At 68.5% G+C, this 13492-nt stretch carries 13 protein-coding genes; 1 reads left to right on the top strand and 12 read right to left on the bottom strand.

The features are described from left to right. Positions 1-3: 3 nt before the first annotated feature. From AB4Z10_RS14065 to AB4Z10_RS14035, 7 genes are read right to left on the bottom strand one after another with little or no spacing between them, the layout of a single operon-like run. The gene (locus AB4Z10_RS14065) at positions 4-1635 is read right to left on the bottom strand and encodes a complex I subunit 5 family protein (protein ID WP_441471002.1); all 1632 of its coding nucleotides are present in this window, start codon (positions 1633-1635) and stop codon (positions 4-6) included. Continuing rightward, positions 1632-3155 carry a complex I subunit 5 family protein gene (locus AB4Z10_RS14060; RefSeq protein ID WP_441471001.1) on the bottom strand — a complete coding sequence of 508 codons (1524 nt, stop codon included), beginning with the start codon at positions 3153-3155 and terminating at the stop codon, positions 1632-1634. The genes AB4Z10_RS14065 and AB4Z10_RS14060 overlap by 4 nt, the downstream gene beginning before the upstream one ends. Continuing rightward, positions 3152-3496, bottom strand: a complete 345-nt coding sequence (locus AB4Z10_RS14055) for an NADH-quinone oxidoreductase subunit K (RefSeq protein WP_441471000.1) — start codon at positions 3494-3496, stop codon at positions 3152-3154. Before AB4Z10_RS14055 ends, AB4Z10_RS14060 begins: the two co-directional genes overlap by 4 nt. Next, on the bottom strand, positions 3493-4425 hold the full coding sequence (locus AB4Z10_RS14050; protein ID WP_441470999.1) for a hydrogenase subunit MbhD domain-containing protein: 933 nt from the start codon (positions 4423-4425) through the stop codon (positions 3493-3495). Before AB4Z10_RS14050 ends, AB4Z10_RS14055 begins: the two co-directional genes overlap by 4 nt. After that, positions 4422-4715, bottom strand: coding sequence for a cation:proton antiporter (locus AB4Z10_RS14045; RefSeq protein ID WP_441470998.1), 294 nt, complete (start codon positions 4713-4715; stop codon positions 4422-4424). Before AB4Z10_RS14045 ends, AB4Z10_RS14050 begins: the two co-directional genes overlap by 4 nt. After that, entirely contained in the window at positions 4712-4999 is a 288-nt protein-coding gene (locus tag AB4Z10_RS14040) for a monovalent cation/H+ antiporter complex subunit F (RefSeq protein WP_441470997.1), read from the bottom strand. The genes AB4Z10_RS14045 and AB4Z10_RS14040 overlap by 4 nt, the downstream gene beginning before the upstream one ends. After that, a complete protein-coding gene (locus AB4Z10_RS14035; protein WP_441470996.1) occupies positions 4992-5501 on the bottom strand; it encodes a Na+/H+ antiporter subunit E in 510 nt (169 codons plus the stop codon). The genes AB4Z10_RS14040 and AB4Z10_RS14035 overlap by 8 nt, the downstream gene beginning before the upstream one ends. Positions 5502-5743: 242 nt before the next feature. On the opposite strand from AB4Z10_RS14035, the gene AB4Z10_RS14030 reads away from it, so the two are divergent. Continuing rightward, a complete protein-coding gene (locus tag AB4Z10_RS14030; protein WP_441471089.1) occupies positions 5744-7483 on the top strand; it encodes a metallophosphoesterase family protein in 1740 nt (579 codons plus the stop codon). Here AB4Z10_RS14030 and AB4Z10_RS14025 read toward each other — a convergent pair. Genes AB4Z10_RS14025 through AB4Z10_RS14005 form a run of 5 tightly spaced genes read right to left on the bottom strand, consistent with a single transcriptional unit; the run spans position 7473 to position 13426 of the window. Then, positions 7473-8531, bottom strand: a complete 1059-nt coding sequence (locus AB4Z10_RS14025; protein ID WP_441470995.1) for an AI-2E family transporter — start codon at positions 8529-8531, stop codon at positions 7473-7475. The two genes, AB4Z10_RS14030 and AB4Z10_RS14025, sit on opposite strands and share 11 nt — an antisense overlap. Positions 8532-8591: 60 nt before the next feature. Beyond that, complete coding sequence (locus AB4Z10_RS14020; RefSeq protein WP_441470994.1) at positions 8592-9665, bottom strand: patatin-like phospholipase family protein; 1074 nt, start codon at positions 9663-9665, stop codon at positions 8592-8594. Positions 9666-9696: 31 nt separating this feature from the next. Continuing rightward, positions 9697-11427 (bottom strand): hypothetical protein, encoded by a 1731-nt coding sequence (locus tag AB4Z10_RS14015; RefSeq protein ID WP_441470993.1) that lies wholly within the window; start codon positions 11425-11427, stop codon positions 9697-9699. Next, positions 11424-11933 (bottom strand): DUF1269 domain-containing protein, encoded by a 510-nt coding sequence (locus AB4Z10_RS14010; RefSeq protein WP_441470992.1) that lies wholly within the window; start codon positions 11931-11933, stop codon positions 11424-11426. The genes AB4Z10_RS14015 and AB4Z10_RS14010 overlap by 4 nt, the downstream gene beginning before the upstream one ends. Continuing rightward, positions 11930-13426, bottom strand: coding sequence for a M17 family peptidase N-terminal domain-containing protein (locus AB4Z10_RS14005; RefSeq protein ID WP_441470991.1), 1497 nt, complete (start codon positions 13424-13426; stop codon positions 11930-11932). The genes AB4Z10_RS14010 and AB4Z10_RS14005 overlap by 4 nt, the downstream gene beginning before the upstream one ends. Positions 13427-13492: the final 66 nt, after the last annotated feature.

Raw genomic sequence — 13492 nt, 5'->3', positions numbered from 1 at the left:
TCGTCAGGTCCGGAGCATCAAAGCGCCACCGAGCAGGATGGCAAGAGCGATCAGTCCCAGCCCGGCCGCCGGCCAACGCCTCAGATGGACATCGATCTCTCCGATGCGGTTCGAGAGGCCGCGAACGAACGGCCCGCCCTTTTGCAGGAGGACGACGATGTCTCCCTCGGGAATCGCGCCCAGGCGACGGGGCAAGCGGTCGACGAACAGCATCGCCGCCGCGCCGAGCAGCATCGGCCAGGTCACCTTCCAGAGTGCTTCCGGCTGGAGCAGGCTGGCGACGGTTTCGCCGGACACCGCAGGATAGAGCGACCAGGGAACGATGAGCGAGGCGACGAGAACGATAAGCCAGGGCACGAGCTGCCCGAGCGGTGGTGATCCTGCAGGGTTGCCGATCGTATCTCGCCGGACGATCAGCAGGAAATGCACCATGAGTGCGGTGCTGCCGGCAGCGGCAAGAGTCATCGCGCCGGCGAGCCAGCCATAGCCGAGCATCGGCTTGGTCGCGAGCTTGGCCAGCGCGCCGCTGGTCAGCGGCAGGCCGCCGAGGCTCAGCGCGAGCACAGCGGTCAGCAGCAGCACAAGCCTCAGCCGCCGCCCGCCGGTTGCCGCCAGGATGCCGATGCCGAGGAAGAGCGCGCCCTTCACCAGCGTGTGGTGAACGGCGTAATAGGCGGTGAGATGGGTGGCGGCTGGGTCGGCGGTGTCGAGGCCGACGCCCAGCAGCACCGCCAGCAGACCCATCTGGCTCACGGTGGAATAGGCCAGCACCGTCTTGGCGCGCCGCTGGGTGATGCCGACCATGGCGCCGTAATAGGCCGTGACGATGCCGACCGCGATCAGGACGGTGCCCGGGAGCGGCATTCCCGCCTCGAAGGGCAGGAAGCGGATCAGCCCGATCACGCCGGCCTTGACCACGACGCCGCTCAGCACCGCCGAAGCCGGCGTCGGCGCCGCCGGATGCGCCAGCGGCAGCCAGACATGCAGCGGCACCAGCCCCATCTTCAGCGCGAAACCGAGGATGAACAGCGCGACGATGCCCTCCCGCATCGGATTGGCCTGGAGATCGGCGACGACGCCACGGATCTGCGGGTTGGCGTCGGGATGGCCAGCCGCCAGCATCACCAGCGCGATCAGGAGGAACGCCTCGCCCAGCAGCGCCAGCGCCACATAGATGACGCCGGCCCGTTGCGCGGGAGCGCTCTGCTCATGGATGATCAGGCCGTAGGCCGCGAGGCTCGCCAGCGTGAACAGCAGGTAGAAGTTCACGACATCGCCGACGAGGAAGAGGCCGAGGCTGCCGCCGAGCGTCAGCAGCCACCAGATGGCGAAGCGTGGTGCAGCCGGGTCGCGGGCCATCTGCGAGGCGGCATAGGCGCCGGCCGCGCTCCAGAGCAGCGCCGCTCCTGCAAGCAGGATCGCGCCCGGCTGGTCGAGCACCAGTGTCAGCCGGAACGGCGCGGGGAAAATGGCGAAGCGGCCTTCCGGTATGAGGATCGCCGCCGCGAGCGCCGGAAGCGGGGCGACGGCGAGCGCAGCCAGCGCCCTCGCCCGGAACCACGGCGACAGGCAGCAGGCTGCCAGCAGGAGCGGCACCAGCAGGGCCGAGGCGAGAAGGAGGCTGGTGGCGGTCATGGCGCCCACGCCGCGGCGAGGCCGTCACGGCCGATCTGCAGGAAGCCGAAGGGGCGCAGCGGCACGAAGCCGAGCAGAACGGCCGCCACGGCAAGGGCCAGCGCCGCGAGTTCGAGCCGTCGCGGCACCTTGCGTAGCGGCGCAATGGGAACGGCGGGGACGGCCAGTGCCTTGTCGATCACGCGGAAGACATAGCCGCCGGCGAGAAGGCCGCCGGCCAGAATCGTCGCGGCCAGCCATGGATAACCCTCGGTCACCGCTGCCGTCAGCAACAGGATCTTGGCGACGAAGCCGCCGCTCGGCGGAATGCCCATCAGCGATAGCCCGGCCAGTCCGAACGCAGCTGCGCTGAACGGCAGCACCCGGCCGAAGCCGCGCAGATCGGCGATGCGGTCGTGGCCGAAGGCCTCGGCAATGGCGCCGGCCGCCAGGAACATCGCCGCCTTCGCCAGCGCGTGCGAGATGAGCTGGAGCGCGCCGCCGGTCCAGGCGATCGTTCCCCAGGGCGGCAGCTCGGGGCTGCCGGCGGCCAGTGGAAAGACGATGAAGAGATAGCCGATCTGCGCGACGGTCGAGTAGGCGATCATCAGCTTGAGCCGCGCCTGCCGGAGCGCCATGACGCTGCAGAACAGGATCGAGGCCGCGCCGAGGACGGCCAGCAATTGGCCCGCAACAGCGGCCGATTGCGGCGGGGCTACATCGAGCACCAGCCGCAGGATCAGGAAGATCGGCGCCTTGATCACCAGCGCCGAGAGCACGGCGCTCGCCGGCGCCGGCGCCCCGGCATGAGCGGGGGGCAGCCACAGATGCAGCGGAAACAGCGCCGCCTTGGCCAGGAGCCCGACGATCATCAGCGCCAGCGCCGCCGCAAGTGCCGGGTCCTGTCGGCTGAGGCGCGACAGCGCGAGCAGGTCGAGCGTGCCGTATTGGCCGTAGATCAGCCCGGTCCCGAGCAAATAGAGCAACGAGCCGATCAGCGCGAACAGCAGGTAGCGCAGCGCGGCCTTGACGGTCTCGGCCCGGCCGTCGAGGCAGACGAGCGGCACCGCCGCGAAAGTCAGCAGCTCCAGCGCGACATAGAGATTGAACAGGTCCTCGCCGACGAAGACCGCGTTCAACGCGCTCCAGAGCGCGAGCAGCATCAGCCAGAAGGTCGTCGGCGCGCGCCCGTCTTCCGCGCCCTCATGAAGCTTGTGCTGGGTTCGCGCGAAAAGCCCTACGGCGACGATGACAAGCGCCGTCATCACGAGCATCGCGCCCGAAAGCCCGTCGGCCCGCAGCGCGATGCCAAGCGGTGGCTGCCAGGCGCCGACGACATAGGACAGCGCAGCCCCGCTCGACATCAACTGGACGGCGATCGCGATGGCAACGGCGAGCCCGGCCGCAAACGTCGTCATCGCGATCCGCGCCGCGCTGCGGGGCCCGCAGGCGAGGATCGCGAGCACGGCGCAGACCGGCAGGATCACGGCCAGGACCAGCAGGAAGCCGCCCGGCGTGGTGGCGTGGACGAGCGGCGTCACGTTCCGCTCCGTGGCTCGGGTGCAGCCTCGGCGCCTGCACGCTCGCCCACGTTCAGTTCGGAGAGCCGCTTCAGCAGTGCGACGGCCAGCGCGCTCGCCGAAAAGGCCACGACGATGCCGGTGATCACCAGCGCCTGCGGCACTGGATCAGCCTCGAGGCCGGCACCTGCGCCGCGCCGGGCGACGGCGCCGAAGACCAGGAAGATGCCCGCCCCCAGAATGTTGCAGCCGATGATCCGCCGCAGCAGTCCGGGATGAGTCACGACGGCGAAGAGCCCGATGCCGACAAGCGCTGCGCCGCATAGGCCGAACAGAATGCCGGGCTGAAGCGCAGCCGTCATCGTGCGGGCGCCTTTCGGGCGGGGCCGGCGACCAGCATGGCGAGCGCGGCTGCGATGGACAGCGTCAGGGCCGCCTCGATCGCCACGATGAGGGGTTTCGCGAGCCCTTCGGGGTAAGCGAGGAAGCCGCCTGCAAAGGCGAAACCGAGAAACGCGATCGCCAGGAACAGGGCCGGGCCCCCCGTGAGCACGAGCCGCAGCAGCGGCCGGGCCGTATCGGGCGGCGGATAGAGCCCCGCCATCATCACCAGCAGCCACATCGCGGCCAGCACCGTCCCGGCCTGGAAGGTGCCGCCCGGCGCGTCAGCCCCGACCCAGAACATGTAGACGCCGATCACGACGCCGAAGGGCGGCAGGGTGCGTGCGAGATAGGCCAGCGGCCCCGGAACGGCGGCGGGCTTCACCTCGGGCGCGCCGCCCCAGACGCCGTCCGGCGCCAGCGACCAGACCCCGATCAGGGCGAGCAGCACCACGACCTTCTCCAGCAGCGTGTCGAGCGCGCGATAGGCCAGCAGCACGGCGGTGACGGGGTTGCCCAGCCCCGTCGTTCCCAGCGCCTCCGAAGCCGCCGGCGCCAGCGTCGGAGCGGGAGAGGACAAGGTCAGCACGGCGAAGGCGAGCCCCGTGGAGATGGCGGCGCAGCCCACAGCCACGGCGAGCTTTCCGGCGCGCCGCATCGGCTCCTCGTGCTTGCCACGGCCGCGGAGCGCAGCCTCCGCTCGCAGCAGCAGGATGCCCGTCCCGCCCCCGCCGATGGCGATCTCGGTCAGGGCCACGTCCGGCGCCGCGAGCCGCACCCAAACCAGCCCGAGCAGGAGGCCGAAGGCCAGGAAGGCGATGATCGCGCTGCGCTCGTCCCGCCGCGCGACAACATAGGCCGCGAGCCCCAGGAGCCAGGCGACGAGCGCGAGATCGAGCAGGAGCGTCATGGCTCGGCTCTGTCGCGATGGACGGCACGGGCGAGCAGCTGGCTCGCCGTCGCGGCCGAAAGCTGCGCGAGCAGCCAGACGCAGATGAGCTTCACGCCGCCGGAAACGCTCGTCGCTTGCGGCAGCAGGCCGATCACGATCAAGCCGAGCCCGAGATTGTCGGCCTTGCTGATGGCGTGCAAGCGGCTGAGCGTATCGGGAAAGCGCAGCAGGCCGAGCGTGCCGGCCAGAAAAAGCAGCGCTCCCGCAGTCACCAGAATGATGGTGACGATGTCGGCGAGGCCGTTCACGGCCGCTCCTTCGACGAATCCCGATCGGCGCCCGGCCCCTCCGCGCCAAGCACGAAGGCGACGCAAGGGAAGGCCGCAAACAGTGCGAGCAGCAGCGCGACATCGCTCGTCGCGGCCGATCCGGAAGCAGCCCCCAGCAGCAGGAGGGCCGCCGCTCCGCCTGTCCCGAGCAACTGCACCGCCATCATGCGTTCGGCGACGATGCCGGAACGCAGAACCCGGAACAGAGCGACGGCGGTCACCGCCAGGATGAGGAGCGCCGCCGCGGTCAGGAAATCAGCCATCGCGTCTCTCCGGCTTGAGGATTCGCCGGAATGCCGCCTCGTCGTCGGCGACCTGCTGGGCCACGGCTTCGCGCAGATCGAGGCAATGGATGTGCAGCGTTCCGTCGGCCTCGGCGAAAACCGGCAGCTTGCCCGGCTGCAGGCTCATCACCGCGCAGGCCGAGTCACGCGCCAGGCCGGCGGGGATCGTGGAGCGGCAGGTCGTAAAGCCGGGCTGCAGATCGGGCGTGCGGGCAAAGGCGAGCCTTGCCACGTCGAGCCCTGCAAAGACGGATTGCGGCAGGAAACGGGCCAGGAAACGGAGGAGGCCCATCCATGACAGCTTTCCGCCGCCCGGCCAGAGCGCCGTACTGGCCCAGACCCCCGCTGCGCTGGCGACGAGCCCTACGGGCAAATCCTTGAGCGCCGGTCCGATCAGGATGACCCAAAGCAGCAGCAGCCCGAGCCCGCGGGTGAAAAGCGCCGAGAGCGGCGTGTCGTCGGCTGTGGCCGCCGCCTTCATTCCATCCGCCCGCCTCTGTGGGTGCCCTGCCGGGCCGTCAAGGCAAGGTAGCCTCCGCCTCCACGGGCAACATCAGCCCGACGTCTCACTCCTGTGCGCCGCGTCCCATTCTCGCCGGCGCTGCTGGCAGTGGCCGGCCCGATATGAGCAGGATGGCGTTCCGTGCCGCGCTCCGGGGATCGCATGAATCGGCCAAGGTTTTCGCCAATCACAGCTCTCTGCTCCGCGGGGTTGTCGTGTCCATGATCATCGAGCCGCGCAATGGCGACGCAGAGGATGATGCCAGCAGCACCAAGAAGCATTCGCTGATCGCGATCGCCGGCAGTCTGCTCGGCGAGATCAGCCTGCCCAAGCTCGCGCTCGCCTGGGTTCTCGGCGCCTTGCTGCCGAGCCTCCTGCTGGGCGCGGCTCCGCTGGTGGTGACGGCGTGGTTCGCATCGGTATCGGGCCGGGTGGTGGCGCTGGCCGGGATCGGTTCGCTCGTTTTGCTCGCACTTGTCGGAATCGTCGGCTGGTATGGCTTCCGGCCACTGTTCCGCATCGCGGAGAAGAGCTTCTGGTCGTTGAACGCTCTGGTGGTCCAGCCGGGCTACGCGGTCTGCCGCGAAGGACTGCAGCATCTTGCGGAGAGTTTCAGTTCCGTCGGAACCGATCCCGACAAGCGCGCACGATTGCGGGCAGGCAGCGCGATCGGGGCAGGCTTGCTGGGCTGCGCCGTCGCCGGGGCGGTCTTCGCCCTGGTCTGGCCGGCGACGCGCTGGTCGGGCGGCTTCGCCGACTTCATCGACCCGCTGCGGCTCGTCGTGCCGGCTCTCGCAAATGCCGTCGCGCTGATGTCGGTCTATCTGGCGTTGGCGTCGCTGCTCTGGGGCATGGCCGACGGCCTGATGGACCAGCCACGCGACCTCGGCGGCTTCGACACGGTGCCGGCGTCAGCGCGCCGATGGCGCGTCGCCCATCTTTCCGACGTCCATGTCGTCGGCGAGCGCTATGGCTTCCGGATCGAAAGCGGACGCGCCGGTCCGCGCGGCAACGAACGCTTCCTGCAGGTGCTGGACAGGCTGGCGGAGATCCACGAGAGCGAGCCGCTCGACCTGCTGCTCATCACCGGGGACATGACCGATGCCGGGCGCTCCGCCGAGTGGGGCGAATTCCTCGACGCGATCGCGCGCCATCCCGCCCTCGCCGAGCGCTGCCTGATCCTGCCGGGCAATCACGACGTCAACATCGTCGATCGCGCCAATCCGGCCCGGCTCGAGCTGCCGGGCAGCCCGGGCAAGCACCTGCGCCAGATGCGGACCCTCTCAGCTATGGCAGCCCTGCAGGGCGAGCGCGTTCAGGTCTTCTCCGAGAGCCGGACCAGGCTCGCCAAGAGCCTCACCGCTGCCCTCGAGCCGCATCGCGAGAAGATCGCTGCCTTCGCCGATGCGGGCGGCCTGCGCCGATCGGCGGGCCTCGAAGCAATCTGGGCGGATTCCTTTCCGATGGTGCTGGCGCCGGCGGAGCCGGACGGGCTCGGCGTCATCCTGCTGAACTCGAATGCGGAGGCGCATTTCTCCTTCACCAATGCGCTTGGCCTCGTCGCGGAGGAGGACATGCAGGCGATCCTCGCAGTGGCTCGTGAGTTCCCGCAGGCGCGCTGGATCCTGGCGCTCCATCACCATCCGATCGAGTATCCGAAACCGGCAAAAGCCTTCTCGGAGCGCATCGGAACCGCGCTGATCAACGGCAGCCGCCTCCTGCGGCTGCTGCGGCCCGTCGCCGCCCGCATGGTCGCGATGCACGGCCACCGCCATATCGACTGGATCGGGCGCTGCGGAGCGCTGAAGATCGTCTCCGCGCCTTCTCCGGTCATGGAGGCGACGAATGCGGAGCCGACCTGCTTCTACATCCACACGCTGGCGGCGGCGCCCGAGGGGATCGCGCTGCTCGCACCGCAGCGCATCGTGATCGAGCCCGCACGGCCCGCCGTCACGGCGTGACGGGCGAGCTTTCAGGGACCTTCTCGTCCTTCTGCGGCGAGCCGAAGATTTCGGCCAGCCACAGGCTCGACGGATGCAGGGCGCAGAAGGTGAGGAAGGCGATGGTGATGGGCACGCCGATGAAGGCGCCGAACACGCCCCAGAGGTAGCTCCAGAAGAACACCGAGAACAGCACCGTCGCCGGCGAGATCGAGAGCGCGCTGCCGGCGACGCGCGGCTCGACATAGCTGCCGACGACGAACTGGATCAGGTTGAGGCAGGCGAAGACCGCGACCACCGCCTGCCAGGAGCCGAACTGCGTCATCGCGAACAGGGTCGGGAAAACGGTGGCGACGAGCGGCCCGAGGAACGGGATGTAGTTGAGCGAGAAGGCGATGAAGCCCCATTCCTCGGCCAGTTGCAGCCCGACGGCCCTGGCGAAGAGCCAGACCAAGACGCCGGTGATCACGCTCATCAGCGTTCGCACCAGCATGTAGCGCCTGATCTTGGCCGCCGTCATCATGCTGCCTTGCAGCAGCAAGGCCCCGGCGGCGCGGTTGCGCATGCCCTTGAGCTTGCGGCCGAAATCGTCGACCTCCAGCAGCCCGAGAAAGACGTAGACGAGAACAACGAGCCAGAAGCTCATCGTGCTGTTCAGGCGGCCGGTGACGGTCTGCGCGGTGCGCAGCATCCAGCCGACGCTGAACGCCTCCGACCATGCTCCCGCCACCGCGATTCCGTGCCCCTCGAGCCAGAGCGTGATCTGATCGTAGAAGGCCTGGAAGCGGGCGGCGTCGTTGACGATCCAGCGCCCGACGCGTCCGAACGCGGACACCACCAGCGAGCCGATGTAAACGAATGCGACGGTCATCACGATGACGCTGACGGCGAGCGCGAGCAACCGCGGCAGAAAGCCCTGAAGCGTCTTCTGCAGAGGCCAGACCAATGCGATGATGAACAGCGCGAAGGCGACCGGGGCGAAGACCGAACTCGCGATCGACAGCGCCGCGACGACCAGGATCGTCGCAACGACGACCTGCGCCGCCTGATAGATACCGCCACTCGTCATAGGCCCGCCCAATTCTGCATCCGAAGCTTTGCCGGCTACGCTCGATCTTGAAGTCACCCGTCAAACCCCCTTGGTGAACTCGGCGAGATCGAGCGTCGAACGCTTTCCGATCTCGTCGCGATTCGCCCGGTAGAACATCTCGGCCGAGCGCCTGCCCTCGTCATGCAGCATCGTCAGGAATTCCCATTCGGCATTGAGCTTGGAAGAGTAGCCGAGCTCGGTCATCGCGTCGCTGGCGATGCGGTGGATGCGCATGCGCGCCCAGCGGGCGCCCTCACCCGAGCCAGGCACCGCCTCGCGCTGCAGGAGCGCCATCATGCGCAGCTCCTTCAGCAGCACCGCGTTGAAGGAGACCTCGTTGAGGCGGTTCAGGATGTCGCGCGCCGTGCGCGGCGTGCCCGGCCGCTCGACCGGGTTGATCTGGACGAGGATCGTGTCGCTCGCGTTGCTCTCCTCGATCAGCGGGGTCATGGTCGGATTGCCGGAATAGCCGCCGTCCCAATAACTCTCGCCGTCGATCTCGACCGCCTGGAACAGCGTCGGCAGGCAGGCTGAGGCGAGCAGCACCTCGGGCGTGACCTCGGCATTGCGGAAGACGCGGTTGCGGCCGGTCCGGACGTTCGTCGCGCTGATGAACAGCTTGATCGGGCTTTTCGCGATGGCGTCGAAGTCGATCACCTCGGCGAGGATGTCGCTCAGCGGGTTCGTGCCCATCGGGTTGAGGCTGTAGGGCGAGACGACGCGGGACATCATGTCCATCGCCACGAAGAGCGGCGATCTGTCGAGCGTCCAGCGGCCAAGCAGCACGTCGAGCGGCGAGCGCTGGAACGGGCTGAAGCGCGCGGCTTCCGAGACCTTCCGCCAGAATTCGTTCAGCGCCTCGCGTGCCCCGTCCCGCCCACCTTTGACGTAGCCGGAGGCGAGGACCGCCGCGTTCATGGCGCCGGCCGAGGTGCCCGAGATCGCCTCGATCGTCAGCCAGTCCTCCTCGAGGATCCGGTTCAGCACGCCCCAGGTATAGGCGCCATGCGCGCCGCCGCCCTGCAGGGCGAGATCGATGTTGAGCGGCTCGCGCGATGGGGCGCTCTCGCGCTCATCGCCGGTGCGGCTGGAAGTGGAAGGTGCCTTGCTCACGACATCACCCTTGTTGGCAGAACCGGCCGCGTCACGACGACTTCACCAGCCCTGAGAAACCCGCGACCGCAAGCAGGCTCAAGGCCCAGCCGACGACCGACTGGAAATAGAAATAGTTGATCGCGACCCGCCCCCCGGGCTTGGTCGGATTCGGCCGCCAGAAGCTGCGCTGGCCCATGTCCAGCACGGGCAGCAGCGTGTCGAGCGAATACATCCAGGGGCTGAAGGCGGGGTAGCTCGAAGCCTCCCAGCGCTGCCGGAAGCAGGCGAGCTGGTTCTGGCCAGCCGCCGCCAGCCCTTGCGACATCCCGCTGGCGACAAGCGGCCTCTGCTCGCTCTGCTCGATGCCGCACAAGGTCCATTCCGGCGCACGCAGTACGACGGCGCTGTTGGGCATCACGGCGCCCTGGCGCTCGGCATAGGCAAAGATCGCGACGCCCGCGAGCCAGAAGAAGACGAGCCAGACGAGGGCGAAAAGCGGCCTGCGGCCATAGCCGAGCGTGATCCCGAGAATGCCGTCGGCGACGAAGAGAACCGCCCGCCATATCGGGTTCTCCGTCCGTGCCCGCCGCGCCCTGCGCTGCAGCCGCTCCTTGATGACGAGCACGGAGCTGGCATCCTCGCCATGCCCCATCTCGCGAAAGACGGAGGCGAGCTGCTCATAGGGCTGCGGCCAGAAATCCTCGCCCCAGCGCTCGGGTGTCTGGCGCGCCAGCCAGTCCACGCGGCTCTCCGCATCGACGGGGCCGTCGATGAAGGCGCCGTAGCGGCAGCGGTTGAGGAGCAGGTCGCCAGGCTTCGGCCAGCAGGCCGCCTCGTCATGGATCGTGCCGATCGAGGCGCCGGTGAGCGCGAGCGTGCCATCCAGCCGCGCGTCGCGCCGCAGGAAGAAGGCGCCCTTGACCGCGACACGGCTCGCCTCGATCGCAGTCTGCCCCGCATTTTCGACGACGGTGCCGGAGCAGTCGAGATCGCCGGTGATGGCCGAGCCGGTCAGCCGCACCTCACCGGTCACGCGGGTGTTCCGCAGGACGACGCTGCCATGGCAGGCGATCTCGCTCGCATCGAGCGCCATCTGTTCGAAAGCCGGGATGGTCGCCCCTGCGGCATCGAGATCGGCGGCCAGGACGGCGCCGGACAGGTTGACGCCGCCGCGCAGCGTCGTGCCGCGCAGGAGCACGTTGCGCGCCTCCAGGCTTCGGCCCAGCAAGGCGTAGTCTCCACGGTTGCGGATCGTTGCGCCATCGCATTGGAGATTCCCGCCGAGGCGGGCCTGGTCGAGGTTGACCGCACCCTCGACCTCCGCACCACGCAGATAGACCCCGCCGCGCGCTTCGAGCCGCTCCGCCTGAAGCCCTGGCAGCCGCGAGCCGTCAAGGAACAGCCGGTTGATGATCGCCGCGCGCAGGATCGGCGTCGCCTCGAAATGACAGTCGTTCAGGCCGATATCGCGGAACACGCGGCAGGCTTCGAGATCGAGCGCCTCCGAGATCCAGGCGCCCCGGACGAGCACGCCCTTCTCATGGGGCCGGCAGCCGACCTCTCCGCCCAGAATCAGGAAACGCAGGAAGGTGGCGCGCACCAGCCGAGCCGGGTCCGGCTCCGTGGGCAGAACGCCGTCCCCCAGCCTGTCGAAATTGCCGGACTGGAGCCTGGCGACGATCTCCTCCTCCGCCCGAAGCAGAGGCCGGAAATTGTCGAGCCGCGCGGTCGATTCCGCCCAGACGGCGGCCTCCGCCCCCAGGCTCCAGTCCAGGGTCACGTCGCCGCCGCTTGCGTGTCCGCGGCGGCGGAAAGGGCTTCGCGCAGCTGGGCCTCCTTCGTCTCGTCGAAGGAGGTGCTGATCAACGTGCCGCCGGCTCCCTTGAGATCGGCCAGAACCTTGTCCGTCGTCATCTTGCGGATGAGCAGGAAGAGGCCCGCAGTGTTCGGCTGCAGAGCCGAGGCGGCATCTTTCATGAACTGGTCGTTGATGCCGATGTCGCTGAACTTGCCGCCCAGCGCGCCCGAGGCAGCGCCGATCGCGGTGCCGAGCAGCGGCGACAGGAAGATGAAGCCGATCAGCGTGCCCCAGAGTGCCCCGGAAGCCGCCCCCGTGGCGGTCAGGTTGATCATCTGGTTGAGTTTGACGTGGCCTTTTTCGTCCTTGACGACGACGACGGCGTCGCCGAGCTCGATCAGGTATTCGCGCTGAAGCGAGAGGACCTTCTGGCGGACCTCCTCGGCCTTCTGTTCGGTCGGAAAGGCGATGAAGACGAGATCGCTCATGAGTGCAGCTCCGTTTTGGGGCGGGGGGTAAAGATCGGCTGGCCCGGGACCGTCCGCGCCCGGCCGATGAGGAATTCGGCCAGCAACGGGACCGGGCGCCCGGTCGCCCGGCGCGTGCGGCCGGCGGTCGAGGCCGTGCCGGAAATGTCCAGATGCGCCCAGGGATAGGCGGTGGCGAATCGCGCCAGGTTCGACGCCGCGGCGATCGCATCGGGCGGGCCATCGGCCAGATCTGCCTCGCCGCCCGGAGAGGACGCCGGATCGTCGTCCCACAAGGGGAGCTGCCAGACGCGGTCTCCGGAATTTCCGCCGCACTTCACCAATTCCGACGCCAGCGCCTGATCATTGGCGAACAGGCCACTGGTGTGGCTGCCCAATGCGAGGACGCAGGCGCGCGTCAGAGCGGCGACGTCGATGACGCAACTCGGCGAGAAATGCGCGGCATAGCCGAGCACGTCCCCCAACAGCGACGCTTCCGGTGGGAAATGCCCGAGGCCAGCCGCCGACATGGCTGTCTGTCGCCCGGCGCCTTGGGGAAATTCGCCCTGGCTGGTCACGATCAGGCCCACGACATTCAAGGCGAGGCCGAGACGCTCGACGGCGCGCATCGCACCCAAAACACCGCCGATGCCGCGCATGTCGCGGATCGGGGCCCGGTGCAGATGCTGCTCATGTTCAGGAAGCGCCTCGAAAGCCGCGATGCCGTCGCCGATCAGGACGATGGGGCGGCCCGCTGCCATGCGTCGATCGCTTTTGATGACCATCAGCTTGCAGGCGCCGGCCGCGACCTCCTCGCCCGCCAGAAAGGCGGCCAATCCATGTTCTTCGAAGTCGTGCCGACCCAGCACCTGGACGCCGAAGCCGAACTGGCTCGCCATCGCCTCCACTGTCTGCGCGATGAAGGCCGGCGTGCATAAATCGGGCGGCAGGTTTCCGAGTTCCTTGGCGAAGGAGACCCCCTCCCCGATCGCCACCCCCTGCTGCAGGGCCCGGACGAGTTCGGAGGTCAAGGCCTGCGGCACGAGCAGCACGATATTGCGCCGCTCTTCCCGAACGGAGCCGTCGGGAAGGCCAAAATCATAACGGCCATCGGCGAGAGCCCGCCCGGCCTGCTGCATCCGCCAGCTGAGAGTCCGGCGCGGAACTTCATTCTCCGCCAGTGTTACGACCACCTCCGCCGCGGGGTCGTCATTGAGGGCTTTGGCCACGACGGAAAGTGCCTGGCGATAAGCCTTGTCCGAAAAGGTTTCCGCCCGCCCGAGACCGACCAGGAGCAGACGCTTTGCGGCGATGCCGGGCAGGCGCCCGATCATGCACGTCGCACCGACCGCCTCCCCGAGATCGGCCTGGTCGAGGAGGCCGGCGAGCCGGCCCGCGCAGCGATCGTTCACAGCCCGCGCCGACCCTGTCAGCGGGCCATCGCGAAAGACACCCAGGACGAGCAGGTCGGTCCCGAGTTTCTCTGCTTCTCCCACTGCCGGAATGATCTCCATCGATGTCCTCTGCCAGGGAAACGTCAGGTCTGTCGGCCAGACCCCGAAACGCTCGGGCTTGGTATC

This window comes from Allobosea sp. RAF48 (genome assembly GCF_052114025.1).
Lineage (GTDB): Bacteria > Pseudomonadota > Alphaproteobacteria > Rhizobiales > Beijerinckiaceae > Allobosea.
This window is presented reverse-complemented; position numbering and strand designations above follow the sequence as displayed.

What these genes read in the sequence shown, in the direction of transcription:
- AB4Z10_RS14065 (WP_441471002.1), bottom strand. Translation starts at nt 1,635, where the DNA reads ATGACCGCCACCAGCCTCCTTCTCGCCTCGGCCCTGCTGGTGCCGCTC.
- AB4Z10_RS14055 (WP_441471000.1), bottom strand. Translation starts at nt 3,496, where the DNA reads ATGACGGCTGCGCTTCAGCCCGGCATTCTGTTCGGCCTATGCGGCGCA.
- AB4Z10_RS14050 (WP_441470999.1), bottom strand. Translation starts at nt 4,425, where the DNA reads ATGACGCTCCTGCTCGATCTCGCGCTCGTCGCCTGGCTCCTGGGGCTC.
- AB4Z10_RS14040 (WP_441470997.1), bottom strand. Translation starts at nt 4,999, where the DNA reads ATGGCTGATTTCCTGACCGCGGCGGCGCTCCTCATCCTGGCGGTGACC.
- AB4Z10_RS14035 (WP_441470996.1), bottom strand. Translation starts at nt 5,501, where the DNA reads ATGAAGGCGGCGGCCACAGCCGACGACACGCCGCTCTCGGCGCTTTTC.
- AB4Z10_RS14030 (WP_441471089.1), top strand. Translation starts at nt 5,744, where the DNA reads ATGATCATCGAGCCGCGCAATGGCGACGCAGAGGATGATGCCAGCAGC.
- AB4Z10_RS14025 (WP_441470995.1), bottom strand. Translation starts at nt 8,531, where the DNA reads ATGACGAGTGGCGGTATCTATCAGGCGGCGCAGGTCGTCGTTGCGACG.
- AB4Z10_RS14010 (WP_441470992.1), bottom strand. Translation starts at nt 11,933, where the DNA reads ATGAGCGATCTCGTCTTCATCGCCTTTCCGACCGAACAGAAGGCCGAG.
- AB4Z10_RS14005 (WP_441470991.1), bottom strand. Translation starts at nt 13,426, where the DNA reads ATGGAGATCATTCCGGCAGTGGGAGAAGCAGAGAAACTCGGGACCGAC.